This is a genomic window from Burkholderia sp. F1, from assembly GCF_050813845.1.
Taxonomy (GTDB): Bacteria; Pseudomonadota; Gammaproteobacteria; order Burkholderiales; family Burkholderiaceae; genus Burkholderia; species Burkholderia ubonensis.
In genome coordinates, this window is the sequence record NZ_CP172422.1 from 2664340 (window position 1) to 2679508 (window position 15169).

A 15169-nucleotide genomic window follows, 5' to 3' on the forward strand; every position below is an offset into this window, starting at 1 on the left:
CTGATTGGCTGTCGTTATTCGTTGCCGGACTTGCTGATGCCGATCACGAACGTGTTCGACTTCGGCTGGAGCGTCTGGAACGACCTGTCATAGTTGTCGAGCGCGGCCGCCGCGGCGCTGCCCGACACGGCCGGCTTCGGCGCGTGCTCCGCGGCGTGCGGATCGATGACCTGCGCTTGCGTCACGGCGCGCACCGATTCGCCGAACCGGCCGTCCCACACCGGCGTCGACGACATGCAGCCCGCGAGCGCGGCGGCGAGCGGCGCGGCCAGGGCCGCGCGGCGCACGATTACGAGGTAGGCGGATTTCATGAGCTTCCCCTTCAGTGTCTTCAACGATCGGTGGACGACGGCGCGGCGTTCGCGCCGGCAACCTGTTGCGGGCGGCGATTGGCCGGGCTCGGCGGGGTCGCCGCGGCGATGCGGGCCGCGGCCGCTTCGATGCGGGCGACGCGGGCCGCCGTCGCGTCGGCGGCGGCCTGTGCCGGTTCAACCTTCACCGGGGCCGGTGCTGCCGCGACCGACTTGAGCGGCTCGGCCTTCACCGGTGCCGGCGCCGCCGCGAGCGGCTTGACCGGCTCGGTCTTCACCGGTGCCGGTGCCGCCGCGAACTGCTTGGCCAGCACGGCCTTCACCGGCGACGACGACGCTGCGATCGGCTTGGCCGGCACGTCCTGCGTCGTCACCGGCAGCGCCGTCGCGGCCGGCTGCGCGGCCGGATCGGCGTGCGGCGCGCGCGGCGCCGGCAGCGCGGCGGAGGCGTCAGGCGCGTCCGACTGCGGCGCGGGCGACGGGGCCGGGGCCGGCGCGGGAGCCGGCGCTTGCGACTGCGGCATCGACTGCTGCGTCGGCGCCGCCTCGCTCGCCGGCACCCTGCCGTGCTTGCGCAGCCCGCCACGCCCTTCCATGTTGCCGGTCGCGAACACGTCGGCTTCGTTCGTCCGGGTGAAGCTGTCGGTCGGCAGCGGCAAGTCGGCGGTCTGCAGCGGCTTCACGAGGTGCGGCGTGACGATGAAGATCAGCTCGGTGCGGTCCTGCTGGAACGACGTGCTGCGCGCCAGCGCCCCCAGCACCGGGATTTCGCCGATGCCCGGCACCGCCTTCAGCGAGCCCGTCACGTTGTCCTTGATCAGCCCGCCGATCGCGAACGATTCGCCGTCGGCCATCTGCACGGTCGTCGATGCGCGCCGCGTCGTGATGAGCGGCAGGATCGACGCGCCGGCGACGTTGGTCGCGGTGAGCGTGACGCCCGTCTGCGACAGCTCCGACACTTCCGGCGCGACCTTCAGGCTGATGCGGCCGTTCGACAGCACCGTCGGCAGGAACCGCAGCGCGACGCCGAATTCCTCTTCCTGCAGCGTGATCGTCGTGCCGCCGCCGGTATTGCTCTGCGGGACCGGGATGAAGATCTTGCCGCCCGCGAGGAACGTCGCTTCCTGGCCGCTGATCGTCACGAGGTTCGGCTCCGCGAGGATCTTGACGAGGTTGTCGGTGTTCTGCGCGTCGACCGCCACGTTGAATGGCCGGTTGTTCGCCTTGCTGGCCATGATGCCGCTCGCGACGCCGGCGAGCAGGTTGCTCACCAGCGCGCCGCTCCACGAGCCGAAGCCGCCCTGGATGTTGAACGCCGAGCCGAGCTGGTTGATCAGCGTCTTCGACACCTCGGCGACCTTCACCTCGAGCATCACCTGCTGCGGCGCGGTCACGGTCAGCATGTTGAGCACGGTGCCGCCCTTGTTGTCGCCGTTGGCGCCGCCGCCGCCCGCGTTCGCATAGGCCTTCGCGATCGCGGCCGCCTGCTGCGCGGCCTGCGAGCTCGACACGTTGCCCGCGAGCACGATCGTGTCGGCCGCGGTCGACACGTGGATGTCGCGCTCGCCCGGCATCAGCTGCCCGAGCGAGGCCTGCAGGCCGCCCGCGTCGGCGCCCACCGCCACGTCGATGATCCGGCACGCGCCGCTCTTGCCCTGCACGATCATGTTGGTCGTGCCGACCGACAGCCCGAGGATGTAGAGCGTCTGCGGCGACACCATCGTCGCCTGCGCGACGGCCGGGTTGCCGATCGTGCGGTTGCGCACGGGCTCCGGCATCGGCACGAGCATCGACTTGCCGAGCGGCACGCTGACGGACGTCGATTCGCGCACCGCGCCGACGCAGTTCGGCCCGCGCAGCGGCCCGTTCGCGGCGGCAGCGGCGGCCCCCGCGGCGGGCGCCGGCGTCATGCTGATCGTCATCTGCATCGGTCCCTTGCCCATCGCCGCCGGCGCGCTCGCGGGGCCGCTTTTGAGGAGGGCGCCCGACTCGGCGCCGACCTGCGCGACCGCGCTGTAGACGTTGAACCAGCCGGCGCACAGAATTGCCGCCACCATCGCGCCGTGCAGGGCGCGCAAGCGCGCCGGTCCGGCTCCAGAGCTTTGCGGTTTGATCTTCATTTCGTCTGATCCCCCGAATTCCCGGCGAAGCGCCGGGCTTGATTGTCAAAGGCCGCCACTTGCGGCGAGCGGCCTGGTTGCTGTACCTGTTGTTGATGTATTCAGAAGCATTCGAGGCTGCCGGCCACGCCGGTCAGCACGCCGATGCAGTCGCGCCGCACCGCCGGCGCCGCATGCGACGCGACGTGCACGCGCACCGGCCGCGCACGGGCGGGCGCCGGCGGAGCCGACGGCGCCGCGGGCATGCCGAGCAGCGTGAGCTTGGTCGCGCCATCGGTATTCAGCGTCTGCTTGTCGACCTGGTTGCGCAGCACGAGCGACAGCGTGCCGACGCTGCGCGCGACGTCGAGCTTCTCCGCCTGTTCGGGCGACACTTCGAGCGTCACCGCGTTGACGACCTTCGGCTGCGTATCGTCGCGGCTGACCTGCTGCGCGACCGCCAGCACCAGGATGTGCTCGAGCACGATCTTCGAGATGCTCTGCTGGTTGTCGGTCTTGCCCGGCTCCTGGGTGTTGACGATCACGTCGACGTAGTTGCCCGGCAGCGCGAAGCCCGCGACGCCGACGACGTCGTTGACCCGCACCGTGATCGCGCGGTTGCCCGCGCCGATCACGGCGGACAGCCCGCCCTTCGTGCCGATCGGCGCGAGCTTCGCCTCGAGCACGGGCTCGCCACGCGCGAGGCTCGTGCGCACGACGCGCCCTTCGAGCGACTTGGTGTCGGCGAACGTGCCCGGGGGCACGCTGCCCGTCGGCCAGCTGACGGTGCGGACCTGGGCCGGCCCGATCGGCTCGCCCAGGTTGAGGTCGGTGGCCGCGACGGCGACTTGCGTCACGGCGCTGGTGGACGTTTGAACGAGCCACCGGGATGCGAACGCGACGGCGGCGAGACCGGCCACCATGGCGATGATCAGCATCGTGATTGCGCGAGTGTTTTTCATGGCAGTGCTCCTCGACAGATCGTGAATGAAACGGCTCAACCGGAAATCAGCGTGCGGCCCATCCGCTCGCCCACCGGCGGATGCGGGCTGTCCCGCTCGGGCGCGGAGCCGAAGTAGCCGGCCCATGCCTCATGCAGCCCCTCCGGCGTGACTTCCATCGGGTCGCCGCGATAGCGCGCCGACGCGGCGACGAGACGCAGCAGGTCGCCCGGGAAGCAGGCGAGGAACGCCTTGCCGGTCGGCAGGTGCAGCTTGTGCGCGAGGTAGTCGAACGCGTCGTTGGCCGGCACGAGGCCGAGCGAGCGGCACATCGCGTCGAACACCGCGTGGTAGTCCTCGATCTCCATCGGCCCGACGTAGAGCTTCGAGCCGAGGCGGCGCAGGAATGCGTCGTCGCCGAACTGCGACGGCGCGATGTTGCTCGAGAACACCGGCCACACGTCGAACGGCACGACGAAGCGGTTGCCCGAGCCGAGCGTCAGCAGGTCGACGCCGCGATCGAGCGGCCGGAGCCACCGGTTGAGCAGGTCGCGCGGCTCGACGCGCTGGCGGCCGAGGTCGTCGACGATGTACATGCCCATGTTGGCCTTCATGTGCGGCGGCGCCTGGTAGCAGCCGGACGTCACGTCGTGGCGCAGGTCTAGCTCGTCGAGCGTCAGCTCGCCGCCCGACAGCACCATCGGGCGCTCGCACAGCCGCCAGCGGCGGTCGACCGACAGCCCGTCCGGCTGCTGCGCCGCGTCGACGTGCACCAGCGGATCGTAGATCTGGATGATTTCGCCGCCCGCGTAGATCGCGTACGGCACCGGCACGTCGCCGCGCATCAGCGTGCCGAGGCGCTCGGCGAGGAAGGTCTTGCCGCTGCCCGCGGGGCCATGGATCAGCAGCGGCCGGCCCGCGTTCAGCGACGCGGCGGCGGCATGGAGGAGCGAGCGGTCGTACACGACACCTTCGAACGCGGCCATCAGGTCGGCGCGCTCGATGCGCAGCTTGCGGACCGAATGGACTTCGATCATCTCGAGATACGCGTCGAGCGTGACCGGCGCGGGGCCCGCGTAGTTGCTGCGCGCCTTCTCCTCGATCGCGAGCACGCGGCCGGCGTCGGTGAGGCGGAACGACACGTCGAGATCGGTCGTGCCGCGGTGCGTGATCTCGACGAGATGCTCGCGCACGAGGAACGCGAGCACGTCGTCGAGCACCGAGATCGGCAGGCAGTGCCGGTCGATCAGGTCCGCGTACTCCGAGCGTCCGTGCATCAGCGTCGACTTGAGCACCAGGCCTGCTACGAACGTGTCCTTGAGCCCGGTATCCGCGAGCGTGCGCGGCGCGCGCGGCATGCGCGGCTGGAATTTCGTGTGCGACTCGCGCGACGGCGCCGGATCGGGCAGATGAGCGATCTGCGCGTCGCGTCTCGGCTCGTTGTGGTCTGCGTTCATGATCGCTCCGTTGTCAGCATCGATTGCGCAGGCGGCCCGCTTACACGGCGGCCGCGAACAACATCCCCAGCGTGCCCGCGGCGATTGCGACGCCGTACGGCAACGCCCCCACCGACGCGACCTGCGCCGGCATGTCGGCCCCCAGGCCCTGCTGCCTGAGCGCGCTGCGCGCGAGCAGGTAGCGGACGTTCGCGAACAGCTGCCGCGCGCGGCCTCGCCACAGCACCACCGCCAGCGCGCCGACGCCGCCCGCGACGAAGGTCGCGAGCACGATCCAGACCGCGAGCGCGGGGCCGACCCAGGCGCCGATGGTCAGCATCAGCTTCACGTCGCCGGCCGCCATCCCGTGCAACAGGTACAGCGGCAGCAGCAGCGCGAGCCCGGTCGCGGCGCCGGCGAGCCATGCGAGCGCACCGGCCCACGGCCCGAGCAGCACGCATTGCGCGGTCAGCGCGCCGCCGAGCCCGACCGCGAGCAGGCGGTTCGGAATGCGACGGCTCGTCAGGTCCGTGCTCGCCGCGACGATCACGAGCGTCGTGACGCACAGCGGAATCGGATGGGGCGGCATGACAGGCAACATGGCTGGCCTCTTCGTGCGTGGGTGGGATGATTCAGGTCGCGGCCGTGATGCGTGCCGCAACGTCCTGGTACAGACCGCCGAGCGACGTGCCGAGCGTCATCACGGCGACGACGATGGCCATCGCGATCAGCGACGCCAGCAGCGCGTACTCGATCGCCGTGACCCCGCCTTCGTCTTCGATCCATCTCGATACCGCCTTGATTCCGGTTTGCATGGCGATCTCCGTTTGGTCAGTCTTCGGACCGTCGCACATGTGCCGCGTGTCTGCCGATACACGTCCGGGCTGGCCAGCCCGGACGCCAGACCGCGCGCCATGTCATGTGCGCTACAGTTCGTTGCCGATGGTCGTGAACACTCCGTTCAGGTCCTGGCCGACGAGCTGCACGGCGCCGATGATCACCACCGCGATCAACGCGGCGATCAGGCCGTACTCGATCGCCGTGACGCCGCCGTCGTCCCGAAGGAAATTCGAGCGGCAGACACGGGCCAGCAGCTGACGCAACCCGCTGGAGTGCTGCACAAGGACTGTCTGCTTCATGACATGCTCCTCATCGCGTACCGAAGACATCGCCAGTTGGATAGAAGGAATGACGGGCGAATCAACCGTGAACTCGCCCGTCGGCGGGTTCACAGTTCGTTGCCGATCGTCGTAAAGACGCCATTGAGATCCTGGCCGACGATCCGCACCGCGCCGATGATGACGACGGCGATCAATGCAGCGATCAGGCCGTACTCGATGGCGGTCACGCCGTCTTCGTCACGGACGAACTTCTGAACTTGTTGAACGAACTTGGACATGATTTCTCTCCCTTCGGATAGCGAAACAAAACCCCTTGCCACCATTGACTCGGGGGACCTGCCTGCTGCTGGCGCTGCAAAAAATCAGAACGTGAAGATCGGCCGCATCGGCACGGGCGCACGTGCGCACATGCCCTTGCGGGCCGAGTCGACAAATGAGGAAACGCGGTTCGGGTGCGCATGCGTGGCGATCTGCCGGATGCGCTTGCCGCCCGAAGCGGACTGGAGGCCGGTCGACGCACGCCGGCCGGACGAATGGAGCGCAGTCGCCCGGCGTTGTGCCGTTGCGCTGCGTTGGCGGCTCGCGAGCCGCGGCATGGCTTGCTCAATCATTTTGATACCCCCGACTTCGGTCTTGCGCTTTGTTCTGGCGACCGGACGATGCCGGTGCCCCGCTGGCCAGACGGCGACTGCCCAGTGAGACCGGATGCGGCGCTGTTCTGCCTGGCTCCGGACTCCAACCCCGTGGGCGGCGCCGGCGTCGATCCTGGTGTAGTCGATGTCTGGATCGGCCGGACGTCACGTCGTCGACTTCCGCGAGTCACCTCTCGCAAAGAGCGGGCCAGCCGGCGCCGGATCCAGCCGCCACAAGGGGTTCGGGTCGGGGGGCGGGCGAACAAGGGGGGCCCGGCCGGCTGGAAGTTACGCTTCTGATACATCCGTGCCGCCGCACGCGGCCGCGCAACCGGCGCAGAGCCCCGCCGGGCAAGGCTCAAAAAATTTTCTCGGGATTTTCCCGGATCGCACCGGCCCCGCGCGCATGACGGCCCGCGTGCAGGTTTGCATCGGCCGGCCACGCGAAATGTTTCAGGTCCGCAACACCGAGGCCCGATTTTCCCCGCTCCGAACCCGCCGCCGGCCCGTTTTCCCCGGATTCCGCTTTTTTAAACGCACGGTTAAACCCGGGGCGATTTGCATCGCAGGACGTTTTTTTCTATCAATGGAATGGCCGGACGCTGGCAGAAAGCGAACACGCTTCGACGTCCGTGCGATAGCACACGATACCAACGGGCTGCATCGGCGACGCAGCCCCCACCTGCAGGCGGGGCATCATGTTCGTAGCAAATCGGGGAGCGCGCTGGCGCGCGCTGCGCAGCACTCAGTGGCTGACGGCCGACCGGATCGTGCCGTACAGCTGCGCGATGCTGCTGCTCATCGCGCTCACGCTCGGCGCATGGGCATGGACGACGCGCGGCTTCAGCGCCGACACATCGGTGCGCCCGGGCGTCGACTTCACGGTGTTCTGGACGGCCTCCGACCTGATCCTGCGCGGACAGGTCGGCACGATCTACGACTTCAGGCTCTTCACGCAAGCCGAACAGCTGCGGTTCGGCGCGTACCTGCATCACGGCTTCCTACCGTGGCTGTATCCGCCGACGATGCTGCTGTTCGTCGTGCCGCTCGCTTTCGTGCCGTTTCTGCCCGCATTCGTGCTCTTTTTCGCGGGCAGCTTTCTATGCTATGCGCGAGGTGTCGCCGGCCTGTCCGGGCTGCGCGCGCACCTGGCGCAACCGCGCGCCTTCACGCTCGTGCTGCTGGCGTTCCCCGGCGTGTTCATCGCGATCGCGAGCGGCCAGAACGGCCTGCTCACCGCCGGCATCGCGGCGCTCGCGCTGCGCCATCTCGAGCGGCGGCCGGTCGTAGCCGGCCTGCTCGTCAGCCTGCTCGCGATCAAGCCGCAGCTGGCCGTGCTGTTTCCGCTCGTGCTGATCGCGACGGGCGCGTGGCGGGCATTCGCCGCCGCCGCGGCCGGCACCGCGCTGTTCGCCGCGGCCAGCGTCGCGCTCGGCGGCGGCGTCGCGCTGCGCGGCTTCGCGAACGGCATGTCGATGGCGCGCGAGATGATCGTCGAGTACGGCGCGGGGTACTGGCTGGTGTCGCCGTCGCCGTTCGCGGCGCTGCGGCTTGCTGGCGCGTCGCTGCCGGTCGCCTACGCGACGCAGGCCGCGATCGCGCTGGTCGCCGCGACGGCCGCCGTTGCCGTGTGGCGCCGCACGCGCGACATGCGCCTGCGCGGCGCGGCGCTCGCGAGCGCCGCGCTGCTGATGTCGCCGTACCTGTGGCATTACGAGCTGCCCTGGCTCGGCATCGCGGTGTTCTGCGTCGTCGCGTACGGCCTCGACGAAGGCTGGCTGCCCGGCGACCAGCCCGTGGTCGTGCTCGCATGGCTGCTGCCCGCGTTCGAGTTCGTCAACCGCCTGCTTCTGCTGCCGCAATTCGGCCCGGTCGTGCTGCTGAGCCTGCTGTTCGTCGTGTTGCGCCGCGCGTCGCTCGCGCCGGGAGCCGCGTGATGCAGCTCCATCACTCCGGCCGCGACGCGCTGCCCGCGTTCGACGCGCATCCCGAACTGCCGGCGGCCGGCCCGCGCCGCCGGCCCCACTGGCTCACGCTGCGCCGCGTGCGCGCGTATGCGTGCGTCGCGCTGTGCTGCTACCTGCTGTTCGCCGGGATCTACGTCGTGCGCCTGCTGGGCCCGCACGGCGACGCGCTGACGCCGCCCGCGTCCGATTTCGCGCCGGCCTGGAGCGCCGCGTGGCTCGCCGCGCACGGGCGCGCGCTCGACGCATGGCACAGCGCGGCGCTGCGCGCGGTCGAGGCGCAGGCGATTCCGTCGCTGCACGGCGCGTCGGCCGCGATGCCATGGCTCTACCCGCCCGGCACGCTGTGGATGGCGATGCCGCTCGGCTGGCTGCCCCACGCGCTCGCGGCGGCCCTGTGGCTCGGCGGCGGGTATGCGCTGTTCGTCGCCGCGAGCCGCCTGATCGTGCAGCGCCGCTCCGCCGCGCTGTGCGCGTGGGCATTTCCCGGCGCGTTCCTCGCGACCCTCGCCGGGCAGGACGCGCTCATCACCGCATCGCTCGCCGGCTTCGGGCTGTTGCTGCTGCAGCGGCGCCCGTTCGCCGCCGGCATCTGCTTCGGTCTGCTGAGCATGAAGCCGCAGCTCGCCACGCTGTTCCCGCTCGCGCTGCTGTGCGCCGCGCAATGGCGCGCGCTCGCCGCGTGGGCCGCGACCGTCGCCGGCATCGCCGCGCTCGCGACGCTCGCGTTCGGCCCGGACGCGTGGCTCGCGTTCGCGCAGGCGATCGACGACGCGCGCCGGGCGGCCGGCGCCGCCCCCACGCTGCTCGCGCGCATGCCGACCGCGCAGGCGATAGCGGCGCTGGCCGGCTGGCCGCCGCTCGTCGCGCAGACGCTGCAGGCGCTGTCGATCGTGGGCGCGGCGGCGGCCGTCGTCTACGCGTGGCGCGGCAGCTGCACCTATGCGCTGCGCGCCGCGACGCTCGTCTGCGCGAGCCTGCTGGCCGGCCCGTCGCTGATCGACTGCGATCTCGCGTGGTACGGCATCGTGATCGCGTGGTACGCGCGTCACGCGTTCGCGTTCGGCTGGCGGCGCCTCGATCGCGAATGGCTCGCGCTGCTGTGGGCGGCGCCGCTGGCGAGCCTCGCCATCGCGCATCTGCACGTGCAGTTCATGCCGCTCGTCACGGCCGTGTCGCTGCTGCTGCTCGTCGCGCGCATCGCGCACGAACGCCACGACGCGCCGTGCATGCCGGACGCGCACGACAGCGCGACCGACACCGGTTTCACGCACGCCGTGCGGCCGCGCCACGCGGCGCCGCGGCTTCATTGATTCGACCGCGCCAGGCACTGCCGTACGGCAGCCGGCACTGAAGCGGCATTCACAGGGGGAAACGTCATGCGGGCTCAATCTCATACACCACTCGTCTCGTTGGTCGTGCCGTTCTACAACGAAGGCGAGGCCGTCGGGCACTTCTTCGACGTCGTGATTCCGCTGATGGCCGGAATCGACGGGATCCGCTTCGAGATCGTGTGCGTCAACGACGGCAGCCGCGACGACACGCTCGACCGACTGATCGCGATCGGCGCGAAGGACCGCCGCGTGCGCGTGATCGACCTGACGCGCAATTTCGGCAAGGAAGCGGCGCTCACGGCGGGCCTCGACGAAGCGGTCGGCGACGCGGTGATCCCGATCGACGCGGACCTGCAGGACCCGCCAAGCCTGATCCCGGTGATGATCGAGCACTGGCGCAACGGCGCGGAAGTCGTCGCCGCGCGGCGCACCAACCGCGCGTGCGATTCGTTCGCGAAGCGCACCGCCGCCGCCCTCTACTACCGCGTGCACAACGCGCTGTCGGAAGTGAAGCTGCCGGAAAACGTCGGCGATTTCCGGCTGATGGACCGCCAGGTCGTCAATGCGCTGCGCAGCCTGCCGGAACGGCGCCGCTTCATGAAGGGCCTGTTCGCGTGGGTGGGCTTTCGCACCGTGATCGTCGACTACGAGCGCGAGGCGCGCAGCGCCGGCAAGTCGAAATTCTCAGGCTGGAAGCTGTGGAATTTCGCGCTCGAAGGCATCACGAGCTTCAGCACGGTGCCGCTGCGCAGCTGGACCTACATCGGGCTCGGCATCGCCGCGCTCGCATTCGTGTACGGCTCGTTCATCGTCGCGCGCACGCTCATGTTCGGCAATCCGGTGCCCGGCTATGCGTCGCTGATCTCGGCGATGCTGTTCATCAGCGGCATCGAGCTGATCGGGATCGGCGTCGTCGGCGAATATATCGGACGCATATACTACGAATCGAAGGAACGGCCCGTCTATCTCGTGCGCCGCCGCTACCAGACGCGCAGCAAGGTGACGGCGCTGCCCGTGTCGCGCGATTCGCTGCGCCAGGCGGCGGCCGCCGCGCGCGCCGACCTTGCGCGCCGCCGCGTGCTGACGCGTCATCGCGTCGCCGCGCATTGAACACTGTCATGGAGCTCCAGGTGATTCGCGCCCTCTACGCCGCCGAACGCGGGCGGCTCGTCCGCTTCGGCCTGTCCGGCCTCTGCTCGACCGCGATCCACGCGCTCGTCGCGTCGGCGATGTTCGCGCTGGTCGATGCGACGCCCGTGACCGCGAACGCGGTCGCGTTCGTCTGCGCGACCGTGTTCTCGTATCTCGCCAACACGCTGTGGAGTTTCTCGTCGACCGTGCAATGGAGCAACCTCGTGCGCTTCCTCGCGGTCGCGGTGTCCGGGCTGGTCGAGACGATGCTGCTCGCGCGCGGCACCGAGGCGCTCGGCCTCGCCGCCGGCTGGAGCATCGTCGCGGTCGTGCTGTTCGTGCCGCCGGTCACGTTCGTGCTGCACCGGCTGTGGACCTATCGCTAGGCGCGGCCCGATGCCCGTCGCCCGGCGTGGCCGCCACCAGCGCCGTTCAACCGACCCGGCGGTGGCTCTCGTCGCCTGACGGCGGCTCCGTCGGCGCGCCGCCCTTGCCGCCGTCGCCGTTGTCGTGATCGCCCAGCCCGTGCTCGATCATCATCCGGTAGAGCGTCACGCGCGAAATGCCGAGTTCGGCGGCCGCCTTGTTGATCCGGTGATCGTTGCGCAGCAGCGCATTCTCGATCGCGGTGCGCTCCGCCAGCGCGCGCGCCTGTTCGAGCGTCACGGGCTCGGCTTCGCCCGGGGCCTCGAGCCCGAGGTCGTGCGGCGTCAGCAGCCGGCTCTCGGCCATCACGATGCCGCGCCGCACGCGGTTGATCAGCTCGCGCACGTTGCCCGGCCACTCGTAGCGCCGCATTGCGTCGAGCGCGGCCGACGTGAAGCCGCTGATCTTGCGGCCGCTGTCCGCCTTGTATTTCTGCAGCACGTAATGCGCGAGGATGTCGATGTCCTTGCCGCGCGCGCGCAGCGGCGGCTCGTGGATGCGCAGCACGCACAGCCGGTGATAGAGGTCCGCGCGGAACCGCCCGGACTCGACCGCGCCGTCGAGATCCACGTGTGTCGCCGACACGATCCGCACGTTGACCGGAATCGATTCCTGGCCGCCGAGCCGTTCGATCTTGCCCTCCTGCAGGAAGCGCAGCATGCTCGCCTGGCTCTCGACCGGCATGTCGCCGATCTCGTCGAGGAACAGCGTGCCGCCGTCGGCCGACTCGATCCGCCCGGCGCGCCGCTGGCTCGCGCCGGTAAACGCGCCGCGTTCGTAGCCGAACAGCTCCGATTGCAGCAGGTGGTGCGGAATCGCGCCGCAGTTGATCGCGACGAACGGCCCCTTCGCGCGCGCGGAACGCTCGTGGATCGCGAGCGCGGTGAGTTCCTTGCCGGTGCCGGATTCGCCGGAGATGAACACGCTCGCGTCGGTCTTCGCGACCTTGCGGATCGTGCTGAACAGCTGCTGCATCGCCTCGCAGTTGCCGATCATCCCGTGTTCGCCGATCGACGCCGCATAGGCCGCGCCGTCGACGCGATCGAGCGCCGCCATGCCGCGCGCATGGCCGAGCACGTGCGAGATCCATTCGTACGGCAGCGGCAGCGTCACATAATCGAAACAATAGCTGCGGATCAGCTCGCGCACCGCCTGGCTGATCGTCACGCCGGCCTGCGCCACCGAGATCCAGCCGATCGCCGGCAGGCTCAGGCACGCCTTCAGCGCGGGGAAGTCGCGCGACGTGAAGCCGGTGAAATCGATCAGGCCCGCCGCGACGCCCGCGCTGGACGTCATGTTCTGCGCGGCGCCGGCCGACTTCGCGACCGCGATCTCCCAGCCGAGCGCGCGCAGCTGCGCGAGCAGCGGCTCGTCAGGCGACTTCGCAATCACGAACAGCTTGCGCCCGGCCTCGGGCGCGGTGATGGATACCGGCGACGCGTCGGATGCAGCGGACGCCGCCCCCCTGGTTGCATCGGGTGACTTTGACACCATCGTTGTTCCCCGCTCTGCGTTGGCATCGCGCTTCGGCTCGCCACCGTGGCGCGCGACAAACCAGACGATCGAACCGACATATTCGCCGTATTTCCATCTGAATAAAATACCCCGGTGCAATAATTGCGTCGGTTCGAAGCCTGCCTTAAGCGGTATATCGGCGTCGGCGCGTTGCGGCTAGATGGGTGTAATCCCGGTGGCACGGCCGCCGCGAAACGGGCTGGCGTCGTGCGAAGGCGGGCTCGGCGTGTGGATCAGGATCGCGTGCGGGGGCGCAGGGCCGCGCAGCCGGCGCCGTCCGCGATGCGCCGGGCGTGGCGGCCGCCGCCGTGCCCGCCACGCCGGCGACCGTCGATTTCGGGTCCGATCTCGAGCGGGCGAACGCGATCGGGGGCGGATCGCGCCGATTGGCCGAGGTCAATCGTCACACTCAGCCGACTGACGTGCGGGCGCAACACGGCGCCCTCGACGCCCTCGGCGCCCAATGCCGGTCAGCGCCCGGACGTCAGCGGCGCGAGCGCGTTCGCGCGGCCACGGCCGGGCGACGTGCCGTCGTGCTCCCCGTACGCGGCGACGAGCGCATCGACGCGCGCGAGATGGTGGCGGTTGTCGTGATCCCACGGATGGAAGCCGGGCCGCAAGAAACTCAGCCATTCGCGCGCGATGCGCGGAAACAACCCGCGGCGCGGCCCGTACAGGAACGCGATCATGCCCAGCGTCCCGCGCACGCGGTGGCGCCGGGCGGCCGGGTCGCGCCGCAGCAGCGCGCGGTGCATCAGGTACACCGTCGGCCAGAACGTCAGCGTCGTCGCCAGGAACACGCCGATGCGCACGCAGTAGCGCCGCGCGCCCGGCTTCATCACCGCGTTCCACACGTCGAACGACACCGACTTGTGCTCGGTTTCCTCGAGCGCATGCCAGATCCACATCTGCCGGTAGCCGTCGACCGAGCCGGCCAGCCGCGACGGATCACGCAGGATCCAGTCGGCGAGCATCGCCGTGTAATGCTCGGCGGCGACCGTGTGCGCGAGCTGCACCGAATGCGGCAGCGTGCGCTTCAGGAAGTCGAGCACCGCCCAGACGCGCTGGTCGAGCTTGCGCGCCGGCAGCCGGTTCGCCTGCAGCAGCGCGTTGTATTCGACGTGCTCGCGCGTGTGCATCGCCTCCTGGCCGATGAAGCCGAGCACCTGGCGCTTGAGCACCGGATCGTCGATGCGGTCTCGGTAATGGCGCACCGAATCCATGAAGAAGCGCTCGCCCGCCGGAAACAGCAGCGACAGCGCATTGAAGAAATGGGTGACGTGCGGCCCCTTGCCGTGCCAGTCCTTCGCGCGCTCGACCGGCAGGTCGAAACGCAGGTCGCGGCGCACCGGCATCACGTTGGCCGCGGTGGCGGAAGCGGCTGATTTCATGATGGTTCGTCTCCTGTCCCATGCTTCGCGCACGGGTCTCGTGCCCTGCCGTTCCGGGCCGGTCCACGACATCGAAAATCTTGACATTGACAGATGTAAAGATAGGTCGCGACGACAGGCACACGCAAGCCGCGTGGTAGACGCGCGCTTCCAAACACCTTGCGGTGCAAGCGACGGAAAAACCGGCGCCGCAACGGCGTGCATCGACAGGGAAATTCGAACGCGCGTCCGGCGTCGCCGGACGGCTCGCGCAGGCGCGGCGCCGGATGCACGCGCCCACGCCGAGCCGGATTCATACGCGCGCCCCGGCCGTGCGCCGCGATGCGGGCCACGCGGCCGCCGATCGATTCGGATCGATTCAAACGGGCCGGTCGAGCGCCGTGCCGGCACCCGGTGGCAAGCGAACCGCCGACCGCGCGCCGACGCCCTGCCCGCGCGTGCGGCGGCGCGGCGTCCGCTCGCCTACAATAGCGGTTTCACCCAACCCCATTCAGGAGCAGTCATGGCAGTCATCACGACCGATACGGGCCTCAAGTACGAAGATCTCACCGAAGGCACCGGCGCCGAGGCGCAAGCGGGTCAAACGGTCAGCGTGCATTACACGGGCTGGCTGACCGACGGCCAGAAATTCGATTCGAGCAAGGATCGCAACGACCCGTTCGCGTTCGTGCTCGGCGGCGGCATGGTCATCAAGGGCTGGGACGAAGGCGTGCAGGGCATGAAGGTCGGCGGCGTGCGCCGCCTGACGATTCCGCCGCAACTCGGCTACGGTCCGCGCGGCGCGGGCGGCGTGATTCCGCCGAACGCGACGCTCGTGTTCGAGGTCGAGCTGCTCGACGTCTGACGCCCCACGGTCCACCGTCCGCCG

The 15169-nt window shown here is 69.8% G+C and carries 16 protein-coding genes; 5 read left to right on the top strand and 11 right to left on the bottom strand.

Annotated elements, in window-relative coordinates; genetic code table 11:
• Positions 1–14 precede the first annotated feature (14 nt).
• The 9 genes from ACFIMZ_RS30445 to ACFIMZ_RS30485 all read right to left on the bottom strand — a co-directional run bounded on the left by ACFIMZ_RS30445 (position 15) and on the right by ACFIMZ_RS30485 (position 6504).
• Positions 15–311, bottom strand: a complete 297-nt coding sequence (locus ACFIMZ_RS30445; protein WP_431823156.1) for a hypothetical protein — start codon at positions 309–311, stop codon at positions 15–17.
• A 20-nt stretch (positions 312–331) separates the two neighbouring features.
• The gene (locus ACFIMZ_RS30450) at positions 332–2431 is read right to left on the bottom strand and encodes a type II and III secretion system protein family protein (protein WP_431823157.1); all 2100 of its coding nucleotides are present in this window, start codon (positions 2429–2431) and stop codon (positions 332–334) included.
• A gap of 101 nt (positions 2432–2532) precedes the next feature.
• Complete coding sequence (cpaB, locus tag ACFIMZ_RS30455) at positions 2533–3372, bottom strand: Flp pilus assembly protein CpaB (protein WP_431823158.1); 840 nt, start codon at positions 3370–3372, stop codon at positions 2533–2535.
• A 35-nt stretch (positions 3373–3407) separates the two neighbouring features.
• Positions 3408–4808 (bottom strand): ATP-binding protein, encoded by a 1401-nt coding sequence (locus ACFIMZ_RS30460; protein ID WP_431823159.1) that lies wholly within the window; start codon positions 4806–4808, stop codon positions 3408–3410.
• 40 nt (positions 4809–4848) lie between these two features.
• Entirely contained in the window at positions 4849–5388 is a 540-nt protein-coding gene (locus ACFIMZ_RS30465) for an A24 family peptidase (protein WP_431823160.1), read from the bottom strand.
• A 31-nt stretch (positions 5389–5419) separates the two neighbouring features.
• Complete coding sequence (locus tag ACFIMZ_RS30470) at positions 5420–5602, bottom strand: Flp family type IVb pilin (protein ID WP_431823161.1); 183 nt, start codon at positions 5600–5602, stop codon at positions 5420–5422.
• A 111-nt stretch (positions 5603–5713) separates the two neighbouring features.
• Positions 5714–5926 carry a Flp family type IVb pilin gene (locus tag ACFIMZ_RS30475; protein ID WP_431823162.1) on the bottom strand — a complete coding sequence of 71 codons (213 nt, stop codon included), beginning with the start codon at positions 5924–5926 and terminating at the stop codon, positions 5714–5716.
• Positions 5927–6015: 89 nt separating this feature from the next.
• Entirely contained in the window at positions 6016–6186 is a 171-nt protein-coding gene (locus tag ACFIMZ_RS30480) for a Flp family type IVb pilin (protein ID WP_084908141.1), read from the bottom strand.
• An 84-nt stretch (positions 6187–6270) separates the two neighbouring features.
• Entirely contained in the window at positions 6271–6504 is a 234-nt protein-coding gene (locus ACFIMZ_RS30485) for a hypothetical protein (RefSeq protein ID WP_431823163.1), read from the bottom strand.
• Between the two features lie 734 nt (positions 6505–7238).
• On the opposite strand from ACFIMZ_RS30485, the gene ACFIMZ_RS30490 reads away from it, so the two are divergent.
• The 4 genes from ACFIMZ_RS30490 to ACFIMZ_RS30505 all read left to right on the top strand — a co-directional run bounded on the left by ACFIMZ_RS30490 (position 7239) and on the right by ACFIMZ_RS30505 (position 11355).
• The gene (locus ACFIMZ_RS30490) at positions 7239–8477 is read left to right on the top strand and encodes a glycosyltransferase family 87 protein (RefSeq protein WP_431823164.1); all 1239 of its coding nucleotides are present in this window, start codon (positions 7239–7241) and stop codon (positions 8475–8477) included.
• A complete protein-coding gene (locus ACFIMZ_RS30495; protein WP_431823165.1) occupies positions 8477–9817 on the top strand; it encodes a glycosyltransferase family 87 protein in 1341 nt (446 codons plus the stop codon). Before ACFIMZ_RS30490 ends, ACFIMZ_RS30495 begins: the two co-directional genes overlap by 1 nt.
• A gap of 66 nt (positions 9818–9883) precedes the next feature.
• Entirely contained in the window at positions 9884–10948 is a 1065-nt protein-coding gene (locus ACFIMZ_RS30500) for a glycosyltransferase family 2 protein (protein ID WP_431823166.1), read from the top strand.
• An 8-nt stretch (positions 10949–10956) separates the two neighbouring features.
• Positions 10957–11355: a GtrA family protein gene (locus ACFIMZ_RS30505; protein ID WP_431823167.1), complete on the top strand. Its 399-nt coding sequence runs from the start codon at positions 10957–10959 to the stop codon at positions 11353–11355.
• Positions 11356–11401: 46 nt separating this feature from the next.
• Here ACFIMZ_RS30505 and ACFIMZ_RS30510 read toward each other — a convergent pair whose 3' ends face one another.
• Both ACFIMZ_RS30510 and ACFIMZ_RS30515 read right to left on the bottom strand, forming a co-directional pair.
• Positions 11402–12889, bottom strand: a complete 1488-nt coding sequence (locus ACFIMZ_RS30510) for a sigma 54-interacting transcriptional regulator (RefSeq protein ID WP_431823168.1) — start codon at positions 12887–12889, stop codon at positions 11402–11404.
• Between the two features lie 491 nt (positions 12890–13380).
• Positions 13381–14301, bottom strand: a complete 921-nt coding sequence (locus tag ACFIMZ_RS30515) for a metal-dependent hydrolase (protein ID WP_431823169.1) — start codon at positions 14299–14301, stop codon at positions 13381–13383.
• Positions 14302–14803: 502 nt separating this feature from the next.
• On the opposite strand from ACFIMZ_RS30515, the gene ACFIMZ_RS30520 reads away from it, so the two are divergent.
• Entirely contained in the window at positions 14804–15145 is a 342-nt protein-coding gene (locus ACFIMZ_RS30520; protein WP_059613377.1) for an FKBP-type peptidyl-prolyl cis-trans isomerase, read from the top strand.
• Positions 15146–15169: the final 24 nt, after the last annotated feature.

Excerpts from the sequence above, each read along its gene's own strand:
- ACFIMZ_RS30445 (WP_431823156.1), bottom strand. The coding sequence starts at position 311 with ATGAAATCCGCCTACCTCGTAATCGTGCGCCGCGCGGCCCTGGCCGCG.
- ACFIMZ_RS30450 (WP_431823157.1), bottom strand. The coding sequence starts at position 2,431 with ATGAAGATCAAACCGCAAAGCTCTGGAGCCGGACCGGCGCGCTTGCGC.
- cpaB (WP_431823158.1), bottom strand. The coding sequence starts at position 3,372 with ATGAAAAACACTCGCGCAATCACGATGCTGATCATCGCCATGGTGGCC.
- ACFIMZ_RS30460 (WP_431823159.1), bottom strand. The coding sequence starts at position 4,808 with ATGAACGCAGACCACAACGAGCCGAGACGCGACGCGCAGATCGCTCAT.
- ACFIMZ_RS30465 (WP_431823160.1), bottom strand. The coding sequence starts at position 5,388 with ATGTTGCCTGTCATGCCGCCCCATCCGATTCCGCTGTGCGTCACGACG.
- ACFIMZ_RS30470 (WP_431823161.1), bottom strand. The coding sequence starts at position 5,602 with ATGCAAACCGGAATCAAGGCGGTATCGAGATGGATCGAAGACGAAGGC.
- ACFIMZ_RS30475 (WP_431823162.1), bottom strand. The coding sequence starts at position 5,926 with ATGAAGCAGACAGTCCTTGTGCAGCACTCCAGCGGGTTGCGTCAGCTG.
- ACFIMZ_RS30480 (WP_084908141.1), bottom strand. The coding sequence starts at position 6,186 with ATGTCCAAGTTCGTTCAACAAGTTCAGAAGTTCGTCCGTGACGAAGAC.
- ACFIMZ_RS30485 (WP_431823163.1), bottom strand. The coding sequence starts at position 6,504 with ATGCCGCGGCTCGCGAGCCGCCAACGCAGCGCAACGGCACAACGCCGG.
- ACFIMZ_RS30490 (WP_431823164.1), top strand. The coding sequence starts at position 7,239 with ATGTTCGTAGCAAATCGGGGAGCGCGCTGGCGCGCGCTGCGCAGCACT.
- ACFIMZ_RS30495 (WP_431823165.1), top strand. The coding sequence starts at position 8,477 with ATGCAGCTCCATCACTCCGGCCGCGACGCGCTGCCCGCGTTCGACGCG.
- ACFIMZ_RS30500 (WP_431823166.1), top strand. The coding sequence starts at position 9,884 with ATGCGGGCTCAATCTCATACACCACTCGTCTCGTTGGTCGTGCCGTTC.
- ACFIMZ_RS30505 (WP_431823167.1), top strand. The coding sequence starts at position 10,957 with ATGGAGCTCCAGGTGATTCGCGCCCTCTACGCCGCCGAACGCGGGCGG.
- ACFIMZ_RS30510 (WP_431823168.1), bottom strand. The coding sequence starts at position 12,889 with ATGGTGTCAAAGTCACCCGATGCAACCAGGGGGGCGGCGTCCGCTGCA.
- ACFIMZ_RS30515 (WP_431823169.1), bottom strand. The coding sequence starts at position 14,301 with ATGAAATCAGCCGCTTCCGCCACCGCGGCCAACGTGATGCCGGTGCGC.
- ACFIMZ_RS30520 (WP_059613377.1), top strand. The coding sequence starts at position 14,804 with ATGGCAGTCATCACGACCGATACGGGCCTCAAGTACGAAGATCTCACC.